Source organism: Bifidobacterium anseris (assembly GCF_002860345.1).
In the GTDB taxonomy this organism is placed as follows: domain Bacteria; phylum Actinomycetota; class Actinomycetes; order Actinomycetales; family Bifidobacteriaceae; genus Bifidobacterium; species Bifidobacterium anseris.
Window position 1 is genome coordinate 518,335 of record NZ_NMYC01000001.1, and the last position, 15,659, is coordinate 533,993.

Genomic DNA, 15,659 nt, shown 5'->3' on the forward strand with positions numbered 1-15,659 from the left:
CAACATCAGGAGGAAACAACCCATGACATCGACGTCCACGCAGAACGATGCACACGAACTGACATCCCAGCTCTGGGCGATGGCGAATGACCTTCGCGGGAAAATGGACGCAAGCGAATACCGCGACTACATCCTCGGCTTCATCTTCTACCGGTATCTGTCCAAACGTCAGGAACGGAATCTGGCGGACTCCGGCCTGCTTGACTTCACCGACACCGAGACCAGTTCGAATCCGCAGGACGTCAACAACGCGTATGCGCGCCAAGTGGCACGGGACGGCATCGAGGACTGGCGCGCGGATCTCGCTTCGGATCAGGGATACGCCATCGACCCCGAATACACGTGGACGACGATCGTCAACAAAGTCCGCAAGCAGGAGATTCGCCCCGAGGACTATCCGAACATGTTCGCCCAATTCAAAGCCAACGCGCTGCTGAACACGAACGCGACGGAGGATTTCCAGGACGTGTTTGACGACATCAACCTCGCCAACTCCAGTCTGGGCAGCTCCACCTCGGCACGCACCAAAGCGTTGTCCCAACTGGTCGAACGCATCGACGACATCGACTTCCACGACGAATCCGGACATGACATCCTCGGCGATGTGTACGAGTACCTCATCGCTGAATTCGCCGGCAACAGCGGCAAGAAGGCCGGCGAATTCTATACTCCGCACGAAGTGTCCCGCGTTCTGGCGAAACTCGTCACCTACGCCTCCCCCGACTCCAGCAAGGAAGCGAGGGAAGTCATCGAGTATGCAAGCCGCCCATTCATGGTCTACGATCCGACGATGGGCTCCGGTTCCCTGCTACTCACCGTCCAACATGAGCTCAAGTCGGAACCCAATGAACCCGAATCCGCCCGCGTGCGTTTCTTCGGCCAGGAGATCAACCGTACGACCTACAACCTCGCGCGTATGAACCTGATGATGCATGACGTGAAGTACCAGTACATGGATCTGCGTTGCGCCGACACGTTGGAATCAGACTGGCCCAACGGCATGGACGAAAACGGCATCGATCATCCTGAATTCTTCGACGCCGTCGTGGCCAACCCGCCCTATTCACTCAAATGGGACAACGCCGAATCCAAGCTGAAGGATCCCCGCTTCAAGGACTACGGCAAGCTCGCGCCGAAATCGAAAGCCGACTACGCGTTCGTCGAACACGGCATCTACCACCTCAAACCGAGCGGCCGCATGGCGATCGTGCTACCCCACGGCGTGCTGTTCCGCGGAGCGGCCGAAGGAGTGATCCGCAAGGCCCTCATCGAGAAGAACTACCTCGACGCCGTCATCGGCTTGCCGTCGAACCTCTTCTACTCCACCGGCATCCCCACCGTCATCCTCGTCTTCCGTAAGGATCGCAAGACCAACGATGTCCTCTTCATCGATGCGTCCCAGCATTTCGAAAAAGACAAGAAGCAGAATCGTCTGCGTGAGGAAGACATCGATCTCATCTTCGAGACCTACAAGAACCGTCAGGACGTCGACAAGCTCGCCCACGTCGCCACCCTTGACGAGATCAAGGACAACGACTACAACCTCAACATTCCCCGATACGTCGACACATTCGAGGAAGAAGAGCCGATCGATCTGGACGACGTCAACCGTCAGCTCGCGGAAGTGGGCGAAGAAATCGCCCGACTGGAACATGAACTCGCAGCCATGCTCGACGAGCTCGTCCCAACGGATCAGACCGATGACGACAACCAGTGATTACACCACGGAGAGCAAAAGGACAGAACATCATGACCAAAAAACTACAGCCCAAACTTCGTTTCCGAGGATTCACTGACGCTTGGGAGCAGCGCAAGTTCTCGTCCATCTTTGGTTTTTTGAAGACAAATAGTTATTCACGGGCGAGTCTTCAGCCGTGCAGTACAGGCATTGTCGATATTCATTATGGTGATATTTTAGTAAATTATGATTGTTGTTTTTCAATTGACACTCACACATTGCCGACTTTGAAAGATCCATCGCTCGCAGATGTGTACAGAAATGATCTACTTATGGACGGCGATATAGTGATTGCGGACACTGCCGAAGACCAAACGGCAGGTAAATGTGTGGAACTATTTGACGTCGGGAATCGCAAGGTCCTCGCAGGTCTTCATACCATTGCTGTCCGCGGCAGAATTAAGTTTGGGACAGGATATCTAGGATACTATCTCAGTTCTCCCGCTTATCGCAAACAACTGCTCCCGCAAATGCAAGGCACTAAAGTCATATCCATTTCTAAAACAGCTTTGACGAACACCGTTATTGCGTCACCTTGTCTTGCTGAGCAAACAGCAATCGGCGCTCTCTTGAGGAAGCTTGATGTACTTATCGCTGCCGAGAAGCGTAAGCTGAACCTCTTGAGAACAAAGAAATCAGGACTCATGCAAGAAATATTTAGTCAAAAAGTACGTTTTAAGGGCTATCAAAAAGAATGGAAGAGATATAGGATGAAAGATATCTCTTACATTGAAAGAGGTGCATCCCCTAGGCCTATTAGTAAGTACACTACCACTGATAAAAGTGGCTTAAATTGGGTAAAGATTGGCGACGCGCCCTCATTGGGAAATGTTATCACGAGTACTTCTGAAAGAATCAAACCTAAAGGCTTGCCTAAAACAAGGAGTGTGCATCCGGGAGATTTAATACTTTCCAACTCAATGTCATTTGGTCGCCCATACATTATGGGTATTGATGGATGTATACATGACGGTTGGTTATTGATAAGAACGAACCGCTCTAAGGTCAATCCGTCATTCTTGTGTCAAGCCTTGGGTTCGCAATTTATGATTTCACAGTATCGGCGACTTGCTGCTGGAAGTGCTGTAAATAATCTCAATAAAAGTATTGTCGGTAACGCTGTTATCATGATTCCCTCACTCAAGGAACAAAATGCTATAGAAAAGTTACTAAGTTGTTATGATAAGCTCATCGCTGCCGAAAATCAGAAAGTTAACATATTAGTAGATCAGAAGAAAGCACTTCTTGAGCGAATGCTTGCATAGTGACCCGGCGAGGGGCTCTCTACGTAGCAGAAAGCCCCCCACAGCGGCTACAGTGTGCTCAGGAACTGCATGATCTTGTCGGTGTCCTTGGCCTCCAGCTCTTTGATGACATGCAGGTATGTCGTTTGCGTCGTCACCATGTTGGAGTGCCCAAGTCGTTTGGCGACCGAAGCCACGGAGACTCCTGCATAGAGCAGCAATGACGCGTGCGTATGGCGCAAGCCGTGAACGGTGATAACAGGAATGCCGCATTCCTTGCAGACAGCCTTCAGCCTGTCATTCACGGTGGCGTTGAACACGCGCTTGCCCTCGATAACGAATATCGGCTTATCCGAATCACGGCCGGCACATAGCTGCTTGAGATGCATACTGAGTGACCAATCCATGCGGACTTTCCTCCGAGAGGAGCGATTCTTAGTCGGCGCAAAGCCGCCTTCCGGATTCTTGTAGTTCCAGGTCTTCCCTACATTGATCTGTTGTGTTTGGAAATCAATGTCGTCAGGAGTCAGTCCAAGCGCTTCTCCGAACCGCAAGCCGGTCTTGGCGACCAGAAGAAGTAGGTAATCAGTAAGATGATCGTCATCAAGCTGCAGGGCCGCAAGCATCGCGCGGAGCTCAGACTGATTGAGATACTTCGGACGCTTCGCGCGGGGCTGTTTGCCTTTGACAACCGCCTTACGCGTTGGATCCCTACGCAGCACTCCCTCATCCACGGCATCCACAATGGCGGCCTTGACCTGATGGTGGAAATCCATGACTGTCTGCCGCTCATGCGTCTTAGCGAAGTCGTTGAGAATGCGTTGGTATTCCAGACGACTCAGTTCACCCAAAGTCACTTCCGGGGCGAGCACCTCAAGATGGCGCAACGTCATGAGGTACTTGTTCAAGGTGATGGGCGTCACGGCATCTCGCTTGTACGTATCGACCCATTCGGCAAAGTAACGAGTCAGAAGTTGTTTCCGGTACATATGTTCCTTTCTGCCATGCAACCACTGCATGGCAGAAAGGAACATATGCATTCAGATGAACATCTGCTGCAGAAGAGCTTTCTTCTTGAGCTCCAGCAGATCGACCTTTTGACTCTCGGCATCGATGAGGTTGTCCAATTGGTTAAAAAGCTTGCTGATTTTTATCTGCTCATCTCTGTCTCCGGGGAGGCCAATGCTCCATTCGGTAAATATTGGTTTTCTGAGAGATGGCACGGTCCCTTGTGAGTTCATGGCTAAGGCATGTTTACGAAAACACGCCTCCATGAGATACAAGATGAATCGTGTATCCACTGATGAATTCACTTTGATGCGGTACACCCGTTGATGCAGCGCATATTTCCCGTTCATGTAATGGTAAATCTGACCTATACGTCCATCACCGGGAATCAAAATTGCTTCCTCGTCATAGTCGTAATAATCAAGGAAAAGTTTCTGATCCGATCTAATGAAGAAAGGAAAGCGACCATCAAGATGGCCATCTTGAGTATTGTGACTTCCGGTTCCTATCTCAGCGATCTCACCGAGCTTGCACTGCTCCCAAGGATCAGTATAGCCTTTGAATCTCATCTTCCGGTCGAAGATCTGGCTCAGGAGCGCCGACTTCTTGTCTCTCAGGAGGATCAGCTTACGCTTCTCGGCAGCGATAAGCGTATCGATGACTTGAAAGAGTTTTCCTATGCGACGTTGTTCAGACAGAGAAGGAACTTGAACCGGTATCTTGGCGAGTTGCTTTCCGGATACTTCCAAAAAAGTTGAACCTGCCGCATTTCGTATAGCCTGCCTCTTAATTCGATCACATAAGCTATAAAGGAAAAGTACGTCCGTTTGATCAGAGGCCACAAGCGATTGGAAGCCTTGGTTAGTACAAGCATCGGTTGTCAGGATCGCCACAAGTCCTATGCTGGCTCGGCTTGTGAACAGTATGGTTCGATATGCTGGGAGAAGATTTGCGGAAGAATGCTGCAGCCCTTCCTCCGTTATTTTTCTTTTGCTGTCAGTCGCATATGTGCTTGAACCAATTTCAGCGGGCGTAAACCAGTTGATACTTCCATTCCAATATGCCGGATTGTTTGTATCAGGCGTTCCACCGCCAACTACCTCTGCGATCTCACCGAGCTTGCGCTGCTCCCAAGCGTAACAGATGAATCAGGAGTATGTCATCAGTTCCTTCGACCGTTTGGCGAGCCGTCCGCGAGCGCGTGCGCCCGCTACTCCAGTTTCCGCCTTCATCAGCGCGAGTTGAGCACGATGTCGAAGAACAGCAGCAGCCGGGCGCTGCCATGAGCGCATGCATGAAGATGAAACCGTGGAAAGCGTGACATCACTCATGCGCTGGACTGTTCAACGACATCTTGTTCGCCAAGCGCCCAGACGACCGCGCCTTTAGTATCCGTCGTCACTTTTGCAGGCGACATCCAGCAGCCTTCTCCCCTGTTTCCTGCCCGACCGAACGTTCACGTTCGGTTACAATCCTCCGCAGCATTCTGACTGTCGATCCGGGCCATGAGAACACACCCGGCGCGGCTATCAACCACGCGAGCAGCGCATCATGCCATAGCAGGTAGCACGTAATCGCCACTATGGGCAGGATGATGGATACAAACGCAGTGGTCCAACCCCACAGATGAGCACGTTTCGATGTCAGGCGAAGCATTGGCTTTTCACGCTTCCGATGCCGGTGAGCTCGGCAGCGAGAGCTGCGGCCGCGCCACCAAGCGCTTTGAGCTTCTCATAATTGAAGGAGGCTCCAGCCATGATCTTGATGGCGGAGCGTACACCGCCAAGCGCCTTGATGAGCTTCTTGATTTTCAGGATCTTTGCCGCTGGGAATGCTGTGGTCGCGATTACGCCCGCCACTGCGGCAGCACAGCCCCAAAAACCGGCCCGCCCTTCCTGAGGATGGGCTTCCTTCCAAGCCTGCAAGGCTACATCGCCTTGTTCCAGTACTATATCTGGGATGCTCTCGTAATGATCAAGCAGTCTCCGTAACGCTTCCGTGTTCAACGCTTGCGGATAAGCCATTCCTTCAACTTGCCCATGGGAAGGCATGTCCGTCTGAATATCAGACGCGAGCGCCACGTCACTCATTCCGCATGACATCATGACAGCGGCCAGAACACCGGCCATGCCTTTGAATACGACTCCTCTGCGCTTTTCGGCACCATGCATCGCAAAGCTCCTCTCAACCGACGAGATTGTCATTCACCATGATGACGGCCTCAAGGCATCCTCCGTCGTCATCAGCATGATTGGTCACGCCAAGCGCATGGTGAGGCGTCCTTTGCGACCGTTGACATGTCAGGATGCCAAACGTAGGTCTGGCGCAGATCACCGCCTTCTGCGTCCGGCCGCGCATTTAGATGATGCGGCGCGTCAAGTCCTGCACGTTCATCTACCGCAAGGATGATGGCATGCTGACCGAGCAGATGACGCAGGAGCACGACTGACGCCGCAGCCTCTCGCCTTGCGAAAACGCCGTCATGGTGTGCATCGTAAGACGAAAGGCAGCCGTGTTCACCACATCGGATGCGCGTACCGCAGCGCGGGCAGTCAGCTTCTTACTTCGAAATTTCCCTCACAAAACCAGGAAGGAACCACAGGTTCGAACCACGATGCAGCGATAGCAGCGAGCCGGTTTTCATCACATCATCCCAAGAGTTCTTCCAGCTCACCTCGGCGGTACCGGCCTCATTACGGTGCAATGCATAGAGGCGGGTGAGGACGTCCTTGAATCTGTCCGGCTCCTGCACGAACGTGGCCGCCAGTCTGGCGGCGGTCTGGTTCTTGCGACCGGTGCTCACCGTGCCGCTCAGGTCGGCGAAGGCATGTTCGAGGTTTCTGGAAACATAGAACAGCCGATATGGAACATTCACGATCTCGGTCACGCCACGCAAGGCGTTCACGTTTCTGCGCTTGAGCGCGCACAACTGCAGACGCTGTGATCTGTCATGAACGGTGATGTCATGCTCACCGTAAACGATGCGCTCGCAGTTCCGATCTTCTATGATGCGACCGGACGGGATGAAGGCGCCATCCAGATCAATGAGCTGCACGACGCAAGCCACATCGGCCTTCGTGTAGTCGGCCCTCGCGATGCGCTCCTGCACCGTCTTACGCACCATTGTCGGCGCGTTGTCCCGCGGATTGAGCCCATTGACCCATGCATCGTCCGGGTACAACGACACCGTGGTCACATCACAGCGCAACGGTTCACCCTGCGTCCGATGAGGCATATCCAATGTCGGAAACAGCGCATTGAAGGAAGGAGTGAGCAACGTGGCGTCGCTCTCCCCCTCCACCAGCAGCAGCACGATTCTGCGGCGGCTCATAGCATCCTCTCCAGATCATTGGTCGGAACGTGCTCCAATGACCGCAGCCCGTGCTCCACGTCCTGCTCGGTGCGTTCGTCCACGCCGCCGGCCAACGTGAATCCGACGCCGAGCATCTGCGGTGACGTGCACTTGTAGAGATCGGCGACCTTGCCGCCGCTCTGGAGCGCCTGAATGTACTGGCGACGCGGATTGTTCGTGCGACCCACCGTCATGTACGGAATGAAACGGTGATTCGGATCGAGCGTGGACAGCACGATGGTCTTCTGGGGAAAATCCATACGTTCCATCGGCCGTAGATTGTGCGCGGTGAAGATCAGCTGTCCCTGCGCGTTGCGGGAGAACTCATGCAGCATCTCGCCGAGCAGGTATTCGAACACACCTCCGTCAAGCTCATCTATCGTCACGAGCACGTCGGGATCGTTATAGGCGCGAATCAGATAGGCCAGCATGCCCACGATGCGCGTCACGCCTTCCGATTCGTGCATGAGCGGCACCTCGACCCCATCGCGGACGCTCATCAGCACCACCTCGTTGGCGGACGAACCATCAGGAAGAATGGTGGTTCCCATATTCCTGACCTTGAGCGTCATGCCGTGGACCAGATAGGGCATGATCTGGTTGAAGTCGTCAAGGCTATGATTCAGGTCCGCCAGCTCGGCATCGGTCAGATTATTGACGCCGTCCATGGAAAACACCAGTTCACGCGGACGCCCCGTCTCGCTCGGGACGGAAATCGGCAGGAGACTGTAGCTGACGATCGAGTTGTGCTGGGTCGACAGCAGGAACATGCGTGTACGCGCCCAGAATCGCAGCTCCTTCATGACGGCGAATGCCGACGGATAGTGCGCGAGCCAACGCTGAACGTCCTTCGCCAGCGGCTTCATGCCGCCTTCCGCGGCCGTTCGCAGGTAATCAAGGAACGTATCCGAAAACAGGAACGAACGGCGCTCGAGCGACGCACGCTGTTCCCCAAGCGCCACCGCCACCTTGTCATCGACCGCAGCGACGATACTCTGCCATCTGGTGATCGGTGACAAATCGAGACGATTGCGCTCATCAACGGTATACCGCACAAACGGACGCCCGAGTCGACGTTCGGAATCGCCGATGCACACCGATTCCTGCGCAATACGAAGAACGCCGTCAGTCCACTGGTAGACGACCGTGTACTTGAGATATCGCGCGCCGCCATCAACGGACACGCGGAACATCGCGGACAGTTCGGCCTCACTCTCGCCTATGGACACGAGTTCGGCCGCATCCTCGGGCAGCGGTTCGCCGCTGATGGTCGGGCGAAGCAGACGGATGGCGTCAAGCACGGACGTCTTGCCGCTGCCGTTGGCACCATAGATGCCGGTGATGCTGCCGCCGGATGGCAACGTTTCGAACGTGATCTCACCGTTGCCGATGTTCCTGATGTTGCGCAATGTAAGAGCCAGCAATCGAGCCATGAACGCTGTCCTCATTTCTTAGTTTCTTTGCGAATCACGATAAAAAAACGCGATTCATCAGTTACTGTATCCCAAATGAGCTATCTACGCAACATCGTGGTGTCGCCGTCCGCGAGCGCATGCGGATTCGATGCCAGTGGACTCGGTGGCGAGAGAGACAGCTACGCCGGTACGCATCCCTGGGGCACAACGCATGATGCCCCTCCGAGGAGGGGCATCAGCGAAAAATCGTCAATACATCACCGCATATTGACTACATCATCAGTATAGCGGCAGGGTCCGCCGGATTCATTTCCGGACGGGGAGCCGCGGTTTTGGCACCGTTGAGCACTTTCACGCCCCGTACCGCGTCAGGTACTCCTCGGCGGCTTTCGCGATCTCGTCGGAAACGTACGGAGCACCTTCGTCGTCGGGCAGTTCGCGGCCGGCGGCGAAGATCTCCTTGACGTTCGCGATCGCGAACACCGGGAAGCCGAACTCCCTCTGCACGTCCTGCACGGCGGACAGATCGCTGTCCTTCGTCTTCTCCATGCGGTCGACGGAGAGCACGAGTCCGACGATGTTGACGTCGGCCTGCTCCTTGAGTTTGGGGACGACCTCGCGCACGGCGGTGCCGGCGGTCATCACGTCGTCGACGAGCAGCACGTTCATGCCGTCGTCGAGCGGCTTGCCGACCATCGTGCCGCCGTCGCCGTGGTCCTTCCTCTCCTTGCGGTCGAAGGTGTAGCCGACGGTGACGCCGTAGTTGAGCTCGAGCGCGATCGAGGTGGCGACGGCGAGCGGGATTCCCTTGTACGCCGGGCCGAAGATCGTGTCGATGCGGGCGGGCAGCTGCTCGTCGTCGATCTCGGTCTGGATCTTCTCGGCGTAGAACGCGCCGAGCGTCGCGATCTTCCTGCCGTCGTCGAAGGCGCCGGCGTTGATGAAGTACGGCGAGCGCCGTCCGGACTTCAACGTGAAGTCGCCGAATTTCAGGGCGTTCGATTCGAGCAGGAACTTGGTGAATCGGTGGTCGAGGGAGTCGAACATCGTGTCTCCTTCCGGAATTGGTGGTCTGTGGTGTCGTCGGGAGGCGTCTTCAGCGCCAGGTGTCGCCCTTGGCGAGCTTTTCGGTCAGTTCGGGCCTGGAGTCGAGGAGCTCCTCGAGCTCGAGGGCGACGCGGATCGGCGCGGTCGGGTCGTACAGCGCGGCGCCGCCGACCTCGACGGCGTTGGCGCCGGCGTAGAGGTATTCGAGGGCCTTCTCGCCCGAGTCGATGCCGCCGATGCCGATGATCGGGATGTCGGGCAGCGCGGCGCGCACGCGCCACACGCAGGCCAGGCCCACCGGGAAGACGGCGGGTCCGGACACGCCGCCGGTGCGGTTGGCGATGATCGGCTCGCCGGTCCTGATGTCGATGCGCATGCCGACGAGCGTGTTGATCATGCTCAGGCAGTCGGCGCCGCCCTCGACGGCGGCGCGCGCGATCGCGGCGATGTCGGTGACGTTCGGCGTGAGCTTGACGATCATCGGCTTGTCGGTCATCGGGCGCAGCCGGTCCATGAGCTTGGCCAAAGCGACCGGGTCGGTGCCGACGGACATGCCGCCGTGCGTCACGTTCGGGCAGCTGACGTTGATCTCGAGCATGTCTGCGTCCGAGTCGGCGAGCTTTTCGACGACCTGCGCGTAGTCGTCGTCGCAGTGGCCGGCGACGTTCGCGATGACGGTGGCGCCGAGGTCCTTGAGATACGGCAGGTCGTGCGCGAGGTAATGGTCGACGCCGGGGTTCTGCAGGCCGACGGCGTTGACGGTGGCGGCCGGGCTTTCGGCGGTGCGCACGCCCGGGTTGCCGAGCCATTCGACCGGCGAGACGCCCTTCGTGGTGACCGAGCCCATCTGGGACACGTCGTAGAACCGTCCGCACGCGTACGCGTTGAAGGTGCCGGAGGCGGTGCCGACCGGGTTCTTCCACGGCACGCCGGCGACGACGGTGCCGTGGCGCCATTCGTGCGGCGCGTAGACGCTCGTCGGGGTTTCGTTGAGTTCCTGTTCGATGTTCACGTTGTCCTCGCTCACTTGTTGTCCCATCCCAGCTGGTGCGCGGTGAAGACCGGGCCGGCCTCGCACACCTTCTCGCGGCCGTCGCGCGTGTCGATCGTGCAGGCGACGCAGGTGCCGTAGCCGCAGCCCATGCGCTGCTCCATGCTCAGCTGCGCGTCGACGCCGCGCTTGGACGCCCATTCGGCGACCGCCTTCATCATCGGCGTCGGACCGCACGACAGGATGATCAGCTCACGGCCGCTCTCCTGCAGACCCGGCCACAGGCGTTCGAGCAGCGTGAGCACGTTGCCTTCCGACTCGTCGATGCTGTGCACCTCGTCGGCGTATTTGGCCGCGTACACGTCGGCGAAATGCGCGTCGCGGTAGCCGAGCACGGCGATCGCGCGGCAGTCGTCGCGTCCGGCGAGCGCCTGCGCAGCCTCGAGCAGCGGCGGGATGCCCAGTCCCCCGCCGACGAGCAGGTAGTCGGCGTTCGCGCGGATGTCGAACGGCTTGCCCAGCGGCCCGAGCACATCCACCCGGTCGCCGCCCTTGAGATGGGCGAACTCGTCGGTGCCGTAGCCGACGACGGCGAAGATCAGGCTCACGTCGTCGCCATCGACCTCGCTGACGCCGAAGGGTCGCGGCATCAGATGCTGCGGGTTGGCCGAATACAGGTTGACGAACTGCGCGGGCTTGACGTTCTCGGCGATGAACTCGTCGCGGAACGTCAGCCGAATGACGCCGGGCGTCAGTTCACGCACGTCGACGACGTCGACGGTGCGTCTCGTCGGCATGCGGCCGTTCGATACGGCATCCTCCACCGTGTGGGAAAACGCTGTGGTTGGCATGGGTTCCTGTCCCTCTTTCTTGTCTGCTGGTCTCTTCTCTGGATCGTTCTCTTGATTGCTCTTCCTGCGGGGCACGGGACGCGCCGGGCGCGTTCAGGCGAGCGCGACGCGCAACTGGTCGCGCATGTCCTCGGCGGCGCGCCGCGCGTTGGCGGCGACGAGTTCGAGCGCGGTCTCGGGTTCGAGGCCCGCGTCGTAGCGCGCGTCGTCGCGCCATGCGCCGATGATGCCGCGCGACGAGTTGACGATCGCGCCGGAGCCGTCATGGTCGAACATGCCGGCGACCGAGGCCGCGGTGCCGCCCTGGGCGCCGTAGCCGGGCACGAGGAAGAAGGTGTGCGGCATGCGTTCGCGCAGCGCGGCGCCCTCCTCGGGGTGCGTGGCGCCGACGACGGCACCGGTGCGCGAATAGCCGAAGCGGCCGATCGTGCCGGCGCCCCATTGCTCGACGAGGTCGGCGACGTGTTCGTAGACGCGGCCGCCGCCGGCCAGTTGGAGCTCCTGGATCTGCGCGGAGGACGGGTTCGACGTGCGCACGAGGACGAACAGGTCGCGGTCGGACTCCCCGGCGGCCTCGACGAACGGTTCGATGCCGTCGGAGCCGAGGTAGGGGTTGACGGTGAGCGCGTCCTCGTGCCACACGTCGGCGCCGTCGAAGCCGGTCAGGTGCTTCGCGTAGGCGGCGGCCGTCGAGCCGATGTCGCCGCGTTTGACGTCGCCGATCACGTACAGGCCCTGCTGGCGCGCGTACTGGCAGGTCATCGTGTAGCAGTCGATGCCGGCCGGGCCGAGCGCCTCGTACATCGCGATCTGCGGTTTGACGGCGGGCACGATGTCGGCGACCGCGTCGATGATCGCGCGGTTGAACTCGAAGTACGCGGCCGCGGCGCCGGTTGCGGCGAGGTTGTCGTCGTCCTCCTCGACGTATTCGTCGGCTTCGATGCGGTAGGCGTCCATGACCTGGGCGGGCACGAGCGCCGGCGTGGGGTCGAGGCCGACGACGCTCGGGTTCTGTTTGTCTTCGATGGCTTCGATGAGGCGGTCCATCATGCTCCTTGGGGTTGTGGGTGTGGGGGGCGTTTTCTGCTTCGCGCGGCGGTGCGCCCGCGCGGACCGGACGAGCGGGCGGGGTCGCGCATGCCCGGCGTCGCGTTTGCGCGTCAGGCGAGCGCGTCGAGGCTGCCGGAGGCCAGGCGCGAGCCGATGATCGTCGCGTACGGCCTGCCGGTGACCTCCCAGCCGTCGAACGGCGTGTTGCGCGCCTTCGACCGGAACTCGTCGGCCCGGATCGTCCATGCGTCGTCGAGGCCGAGGATGACGAGGTCGTTGCGCTCGGGGTGTTCGCTCGCGTCCAGGTCGAGCGTGCGTTTCACCGCGCATTTCGCGCCCGTGTTGAGCAGCGCGGCGATGTCGGTCGAATGCCTGCCCATAAGCGAGGCCGGGTTCACGGCCATGAGTTCGATGAGGCGTTCGTCGCTGATCCAGCCGCCGTCGACGAGGACCGTGTGGCATACGGCGAACGCGCATTCGAGGCCGATGATGCCGTTGGGCGCCTCGAGGAAGCCGAGCGCCTTCTCGTCGGCGGTGTGCGGGGCGTGGTCGGTGGCGATCATGTCGACGGTGCCGTCGGCGATCGCGGCGATCGTGGCCTGCCGGTCCTTCTCGCTGCGAAGCGGCGGGTTCATCTTCGCGCGCGTGCCGTACTTGAGCAGCGCCTCATCGCTCAAGGCCAGATAGTGCGGCGCCGTCTCGCAGGTGATTGGCAGCCCTTCGGCCTTGGCGCGCCGGATCGCCTCGAAGCTGATCGCCGTGCTCACATGCTGGAAGTGCACGTGCACGCCGGTGGAACGCACCAGATCGATGTCGCGCTGCACGATCGCCAGCTCGGTGTCCTCGGGGATGCCGGGCACACCGAGCTTCTCGGAGACCGGCCCCTCGTTGACGGCGCCGACGTCGTGGTGCTCGCAGTGCTCGATCAGGTACAGCCCCGTCTCCTTGACGTTGGCGAACACGTCGCGCAGCACCGGCGTCGGCACGGCCGAGCCGTCGTCGCTCATCGCCGTGACCGGATGCGCGATCTGCGCCGCGTCCTTCTCGTCGTCGTTGCCGGGCATGTACCACGCCCAGTCCTTCGGCTCGGTCGGCTCCTTGCCCTCGCGGCCCTTCGTCGCGCACACGCACAGCTCGTAGCGCACCGGCAGCGTCACGTCGTGGATGCGCTCGTAGTGCTGCAGGTAGTCGATGACGTTGTCGCAGCCGGCCTTGAGGATCTCGTCGGCGCCCGGCTCCCCCGCCGTGACGATCTGGCCGTCCATCGCCGGCACCGTGTTCGGCATGATGAGCACGTTCGTGTAGCCGCCCGCGGCCGCCGCTGCGCAGCCGGTGACCATCGTCTCCTTGTGCGTCTGGCCCGGATCGCGGAAGTGCACGTGCGGGTCCTCGAGGCCCGGCGCCACCGTCAGCCGGGAGGCGTCGACGGCCACGTCGCGTCCTTCGTCAGGCACGATCAGGTCGATGCGTTCGCCGGTGTCCCACACGCGGATGTCCCTGAAGGTGATCGCCATCAGAACTCGGCCTCCTCGTCGCAGTAGCGGCAGCGGTACACGTCGCCGTCGGCGCGGTCGAGGTAGAAGACCTGGTCGACGCCCGGCTCGGTCGTCGTCACGCAGCGCGGGTTGACGCAGGTGATGACGTTGACGACGCGTTCGGGCAGCGTCGGCGTCTTCTTGTCGACGATGCGGCCGCCGCGGATGATGTCGACGGTCGCCGAACGCGCCACGAGGCCGAGCACGTCGAGGTCGATCGCCGTGTCCGCGTCCTCGATCTTGATGATGTCCTTCGTGCCGTAGCGGCGCGAATCGGTGTTCATGATGAGCGCGAGCTTCGTCGCGGACGGGTTGATGCGCAGGTATTCGAGCACCTTGAGCGCCGTGCCGGCCGGCACGTGGTCGATGATGATGCCGTCCTGGATGCTGGTGACCTCCATCAGGCCATGACCTCCTTGTTCTCGTACGCGTCGAAGCCGGGCAGTTCGTCGCCGAGCACCGAGCTTTCCAACGCCATGCGCATGAGCATGCCGTTCCTGACCTGTTCGAAGTAGGCGGCGCGCGGGTCGTCGTCCACCTCCTTGGCGATCTCGTTGACGCGCGGCAGCGGATGCAGCACCGCCATGTCCGGCTTCGCCTTCGCGAGCTTCGCCTCGTCGAGGATGTACGTGTCGCGCAGGCGCAGGTAGTCGTCCTCGTTGAAGAAGCGTTCCTTCTGCACGCGCGTCATGTACAGCGCGTCGAGGTCGCCGATGACCTCGCTCAGGTCGCTGACCTCGACGTACGAGCAGCTGTCGGTCGCGTTGATGCGGTTGAGCACGTACTGCGGGGTGCGCAGCTCCTTCGGGGAGATGAGCACGAAGCGCACGTCGCCGAAGCGGCACAGCGTCTCGATGAGCGAATGCACGGTGCGTCCGAAGGTCAGGTCGCCGCACAGGCCGATCGTCAGATGGTTGACGCGGCCGAACCGCGAGCGCAGCGTCGCGAGGTCGGCGAGCGTCTGCGTGGGGTGCATGTGGCCGCCGTCGCCGGCGTTGATGACGGGCACACAGGCGGCGTCGGCGGCGACGAGCGCGGCGCCTTCCTTGGGGTGGCGGATCGCGACGACGTCGACGTAGTTGGAGACGGTCTTGAGCGTGTCGGCGATCGATTCGCCCTTGGTGACGGAGGCGAGCTGGGCGCCGGCGAAGCCGATGACTTTGCCGCCCAGACGCAGCATCGCCGTTTCGAAGCTCAGGCGCGTGCGTGTACTCGGCTCATAAAACAAAGTGGCCAGCACCCTGCCGTCGCAGGTGTGCGCCACTTGGGTGCGGTGCGCGTCGATGTAGCGCGCCTTGTCGAGCAGTTCGCGGATCTGGGCGATGGACAGATCGTCCAATGTGATGACGCTTCTCCCGACCATCGAAGTGGCGGGTGCGGTGTGTGCTTCGCTAGCCAATGACTCACCTTTCTGACCGAATGTGAAGG

General features: G+C 59.7%; 14 protein-coding genes. 2 read left to right on the top strand and 12 right to left on the bottom strand.

Annotated features, from left to right (window positions below; translation table 11 throughout):
• Positions 1-22 precede the first annotated feature (22 nt).
• Together CGZ88_RS02235 and CGZ88_RS02240 are read left to right on the top strand one after the other, a co-directional pair.
• A complete protein-coding gene (locus tag CGZ88_RS02235; protein WP_101670967.1) occupies positions 23-1,717 on the top strand; it encodes a type I restriction-modification system subunit M in 1,695 nt (564 codons plus the stop codon).
• 32 nt (positions 1,718-1,749) lie between these two features.
• Positions 1,750-3,003, top strand: coding sequence for a restriction endonuclease subunit S (locus tag CGZ88_RS02240; RefSeq protein WP_101670968.1), 1,254 nt, complete (start codon positions 1,750-1,752; stop codon positions 3,001-3,003).
• 47 nt (positions 3,004-3,050) lie between these two features.
• On the opposite strand, the gene CGZ88_RS02245 is transcribed toward CGZ88_RS02240, so the two are convergent.
• From CGZ88_RS02245 to pyrB, 12 genes are all read right to left on the bottom strand, one after another.
• Entirely contained in the window at positions 3,051-3,971 is a 921-nt protein-coding gene (locus CGZ88_RS02245) for a site-specific integrase (RefSeq protein ID WP_101671118.1), read from the bottom strand.
• Between the two features lie 51 nt (positions 3,972-4,022).
• A complete protein-coding gene (locus CGZ88_RS09015; protein ID WP_279324752.1) occupies positions 4,023-5,135 on the bottom strand; it encodes a restriction endonuclease subunit S in 1,113 nt (370 codons plus the stop codon).
• A gap of 498 nt (positions 5,136-5,633) precedes the next feature.
• On the bottom strand, positions 5,634-6,161 hold the full coding sequence (locus CGZ88_RS02255) for a hypothetical protein (protein ID WP_133120874.1): 528 nt from the start codon (positions 6,159-6,161) through the stop codon (positions 5,634-5,636).
• 389 nt (positions 6,162-6,550) lie between these two features.
• The gene (locus CGZ88_RS02260; protein ID WP_101670971.1) at positions 6,551-7,321 is read right to left on the bottom strand and encodes a hypothetical protein; all 771 of its coding nucleotides are present in this window, start codon (positions 7,319-7,321) and stop codon (positions 6,551-6,553) included.
• Complete coding sequence (locus tag CGZ88_RS02265; protein ID WP_165778684.1) at positions 7,318-8,775, bottom strand: AAA family ATPase; 1,458 nt, start codon at positions 8,773-8,775, stop codon at positions 7,318-7,320. Before CGZ88_RS02265 ends, CGZ88_RS02260 begins: the two co-directional genes overlap by 4 nt.
• Positions 8,776-9,108: 333 nt before the next feature.
• A complete protein-coding gene (gene pyrE / locus CGZ88_RS02270) occupies positions 9,109-9,804 on the bottom strand; it encodes an orotate phosphoribosyltransferase (RefSeq protein ID WP_101670973.1) in 696 nt (231 codons plus the stop codon).
• A gap of 49 nt (positions 9,805-9,853) precedes the next feature.
• Entirely contained in the window at positions 9,854-10,831 is a 978-nt protein-coding gene (locus CGZ88_RS02275; RefSeq protein WP_243390036.1) for a dihydroorotate dehydrogenase, read from the bottom strand.
• Complete coding sequence (locus tag CGZ88_RS02280; RefSeq protein ID WP_101670975.1) at positions 10,828-11,646, bottom strand: dihydroorotate dehydrogenase electron transfer subunit; 819 nt, start codon at positions 11,644-11,646, stop codon at positions 10,828-10,830. The genes CGZ88_RS02275 and CGZ88_RS02280 overlap by 4 nt, the downstream gene beginning before the upstream one ends.
• 93 nt (positions 11,647-11,739) lie before the next feature.
• Positions 11,740-12,693, bottom strand: coding sequence for an orotidine-5'-phosphate decarboxylase (gene pyrF, locus CGZ88_RS02285; protein ID WP_101670976.1), 954 nt, complete (start codon positions 12,691-12,693; stop codon positions 11,740-11,742).
• A 113-nt stretch (positions 12,694-12,806) separates the two neighbouring features.
• Positions 12,807-14,210, bottom strand: coding sequence for a dihydroorotase (locus CGZ88_RS02290; protein WP_101670977.1), 1,404 nt, complete (start codon positions 14,208-14,210; stop codon positions 12,807-12,809).
• Positions 14,210-14,632 carry an aspartate carbamoyltransferase regulatory subunit gene (locus CGZ88_RS02295; protein ID WP_026645368.1) on the bottom strand — a complete coding sequence of 141 codons (423 nt, stop codon included), beginning with the start codon at positions 14,630-14,632 and terminating at the stop codon, positions 14,210-14,212. The genes CGZ88_RS02290 and CGZ88_RS02295 overlap by 1 nt, the downstream gene beginning before the upstream one ends.
• Positions 14,632-15,594, bottom strand: coding sequence for an aspartate carbamoyltransferase (pyrB, locus tag CGZ88_RS02300; protein ID WP_101670978.1), 963 nt, complete (start codon positions 15,592-15,594; stop codon positions 14,632-14,634). The genes CGZ88_RS02295 and pyrB overlap by 1 nt, the downstream gene beginning before the upstream one ends.
• Positions 15,595-15,659: the final 65 nt, after the last annotated feature.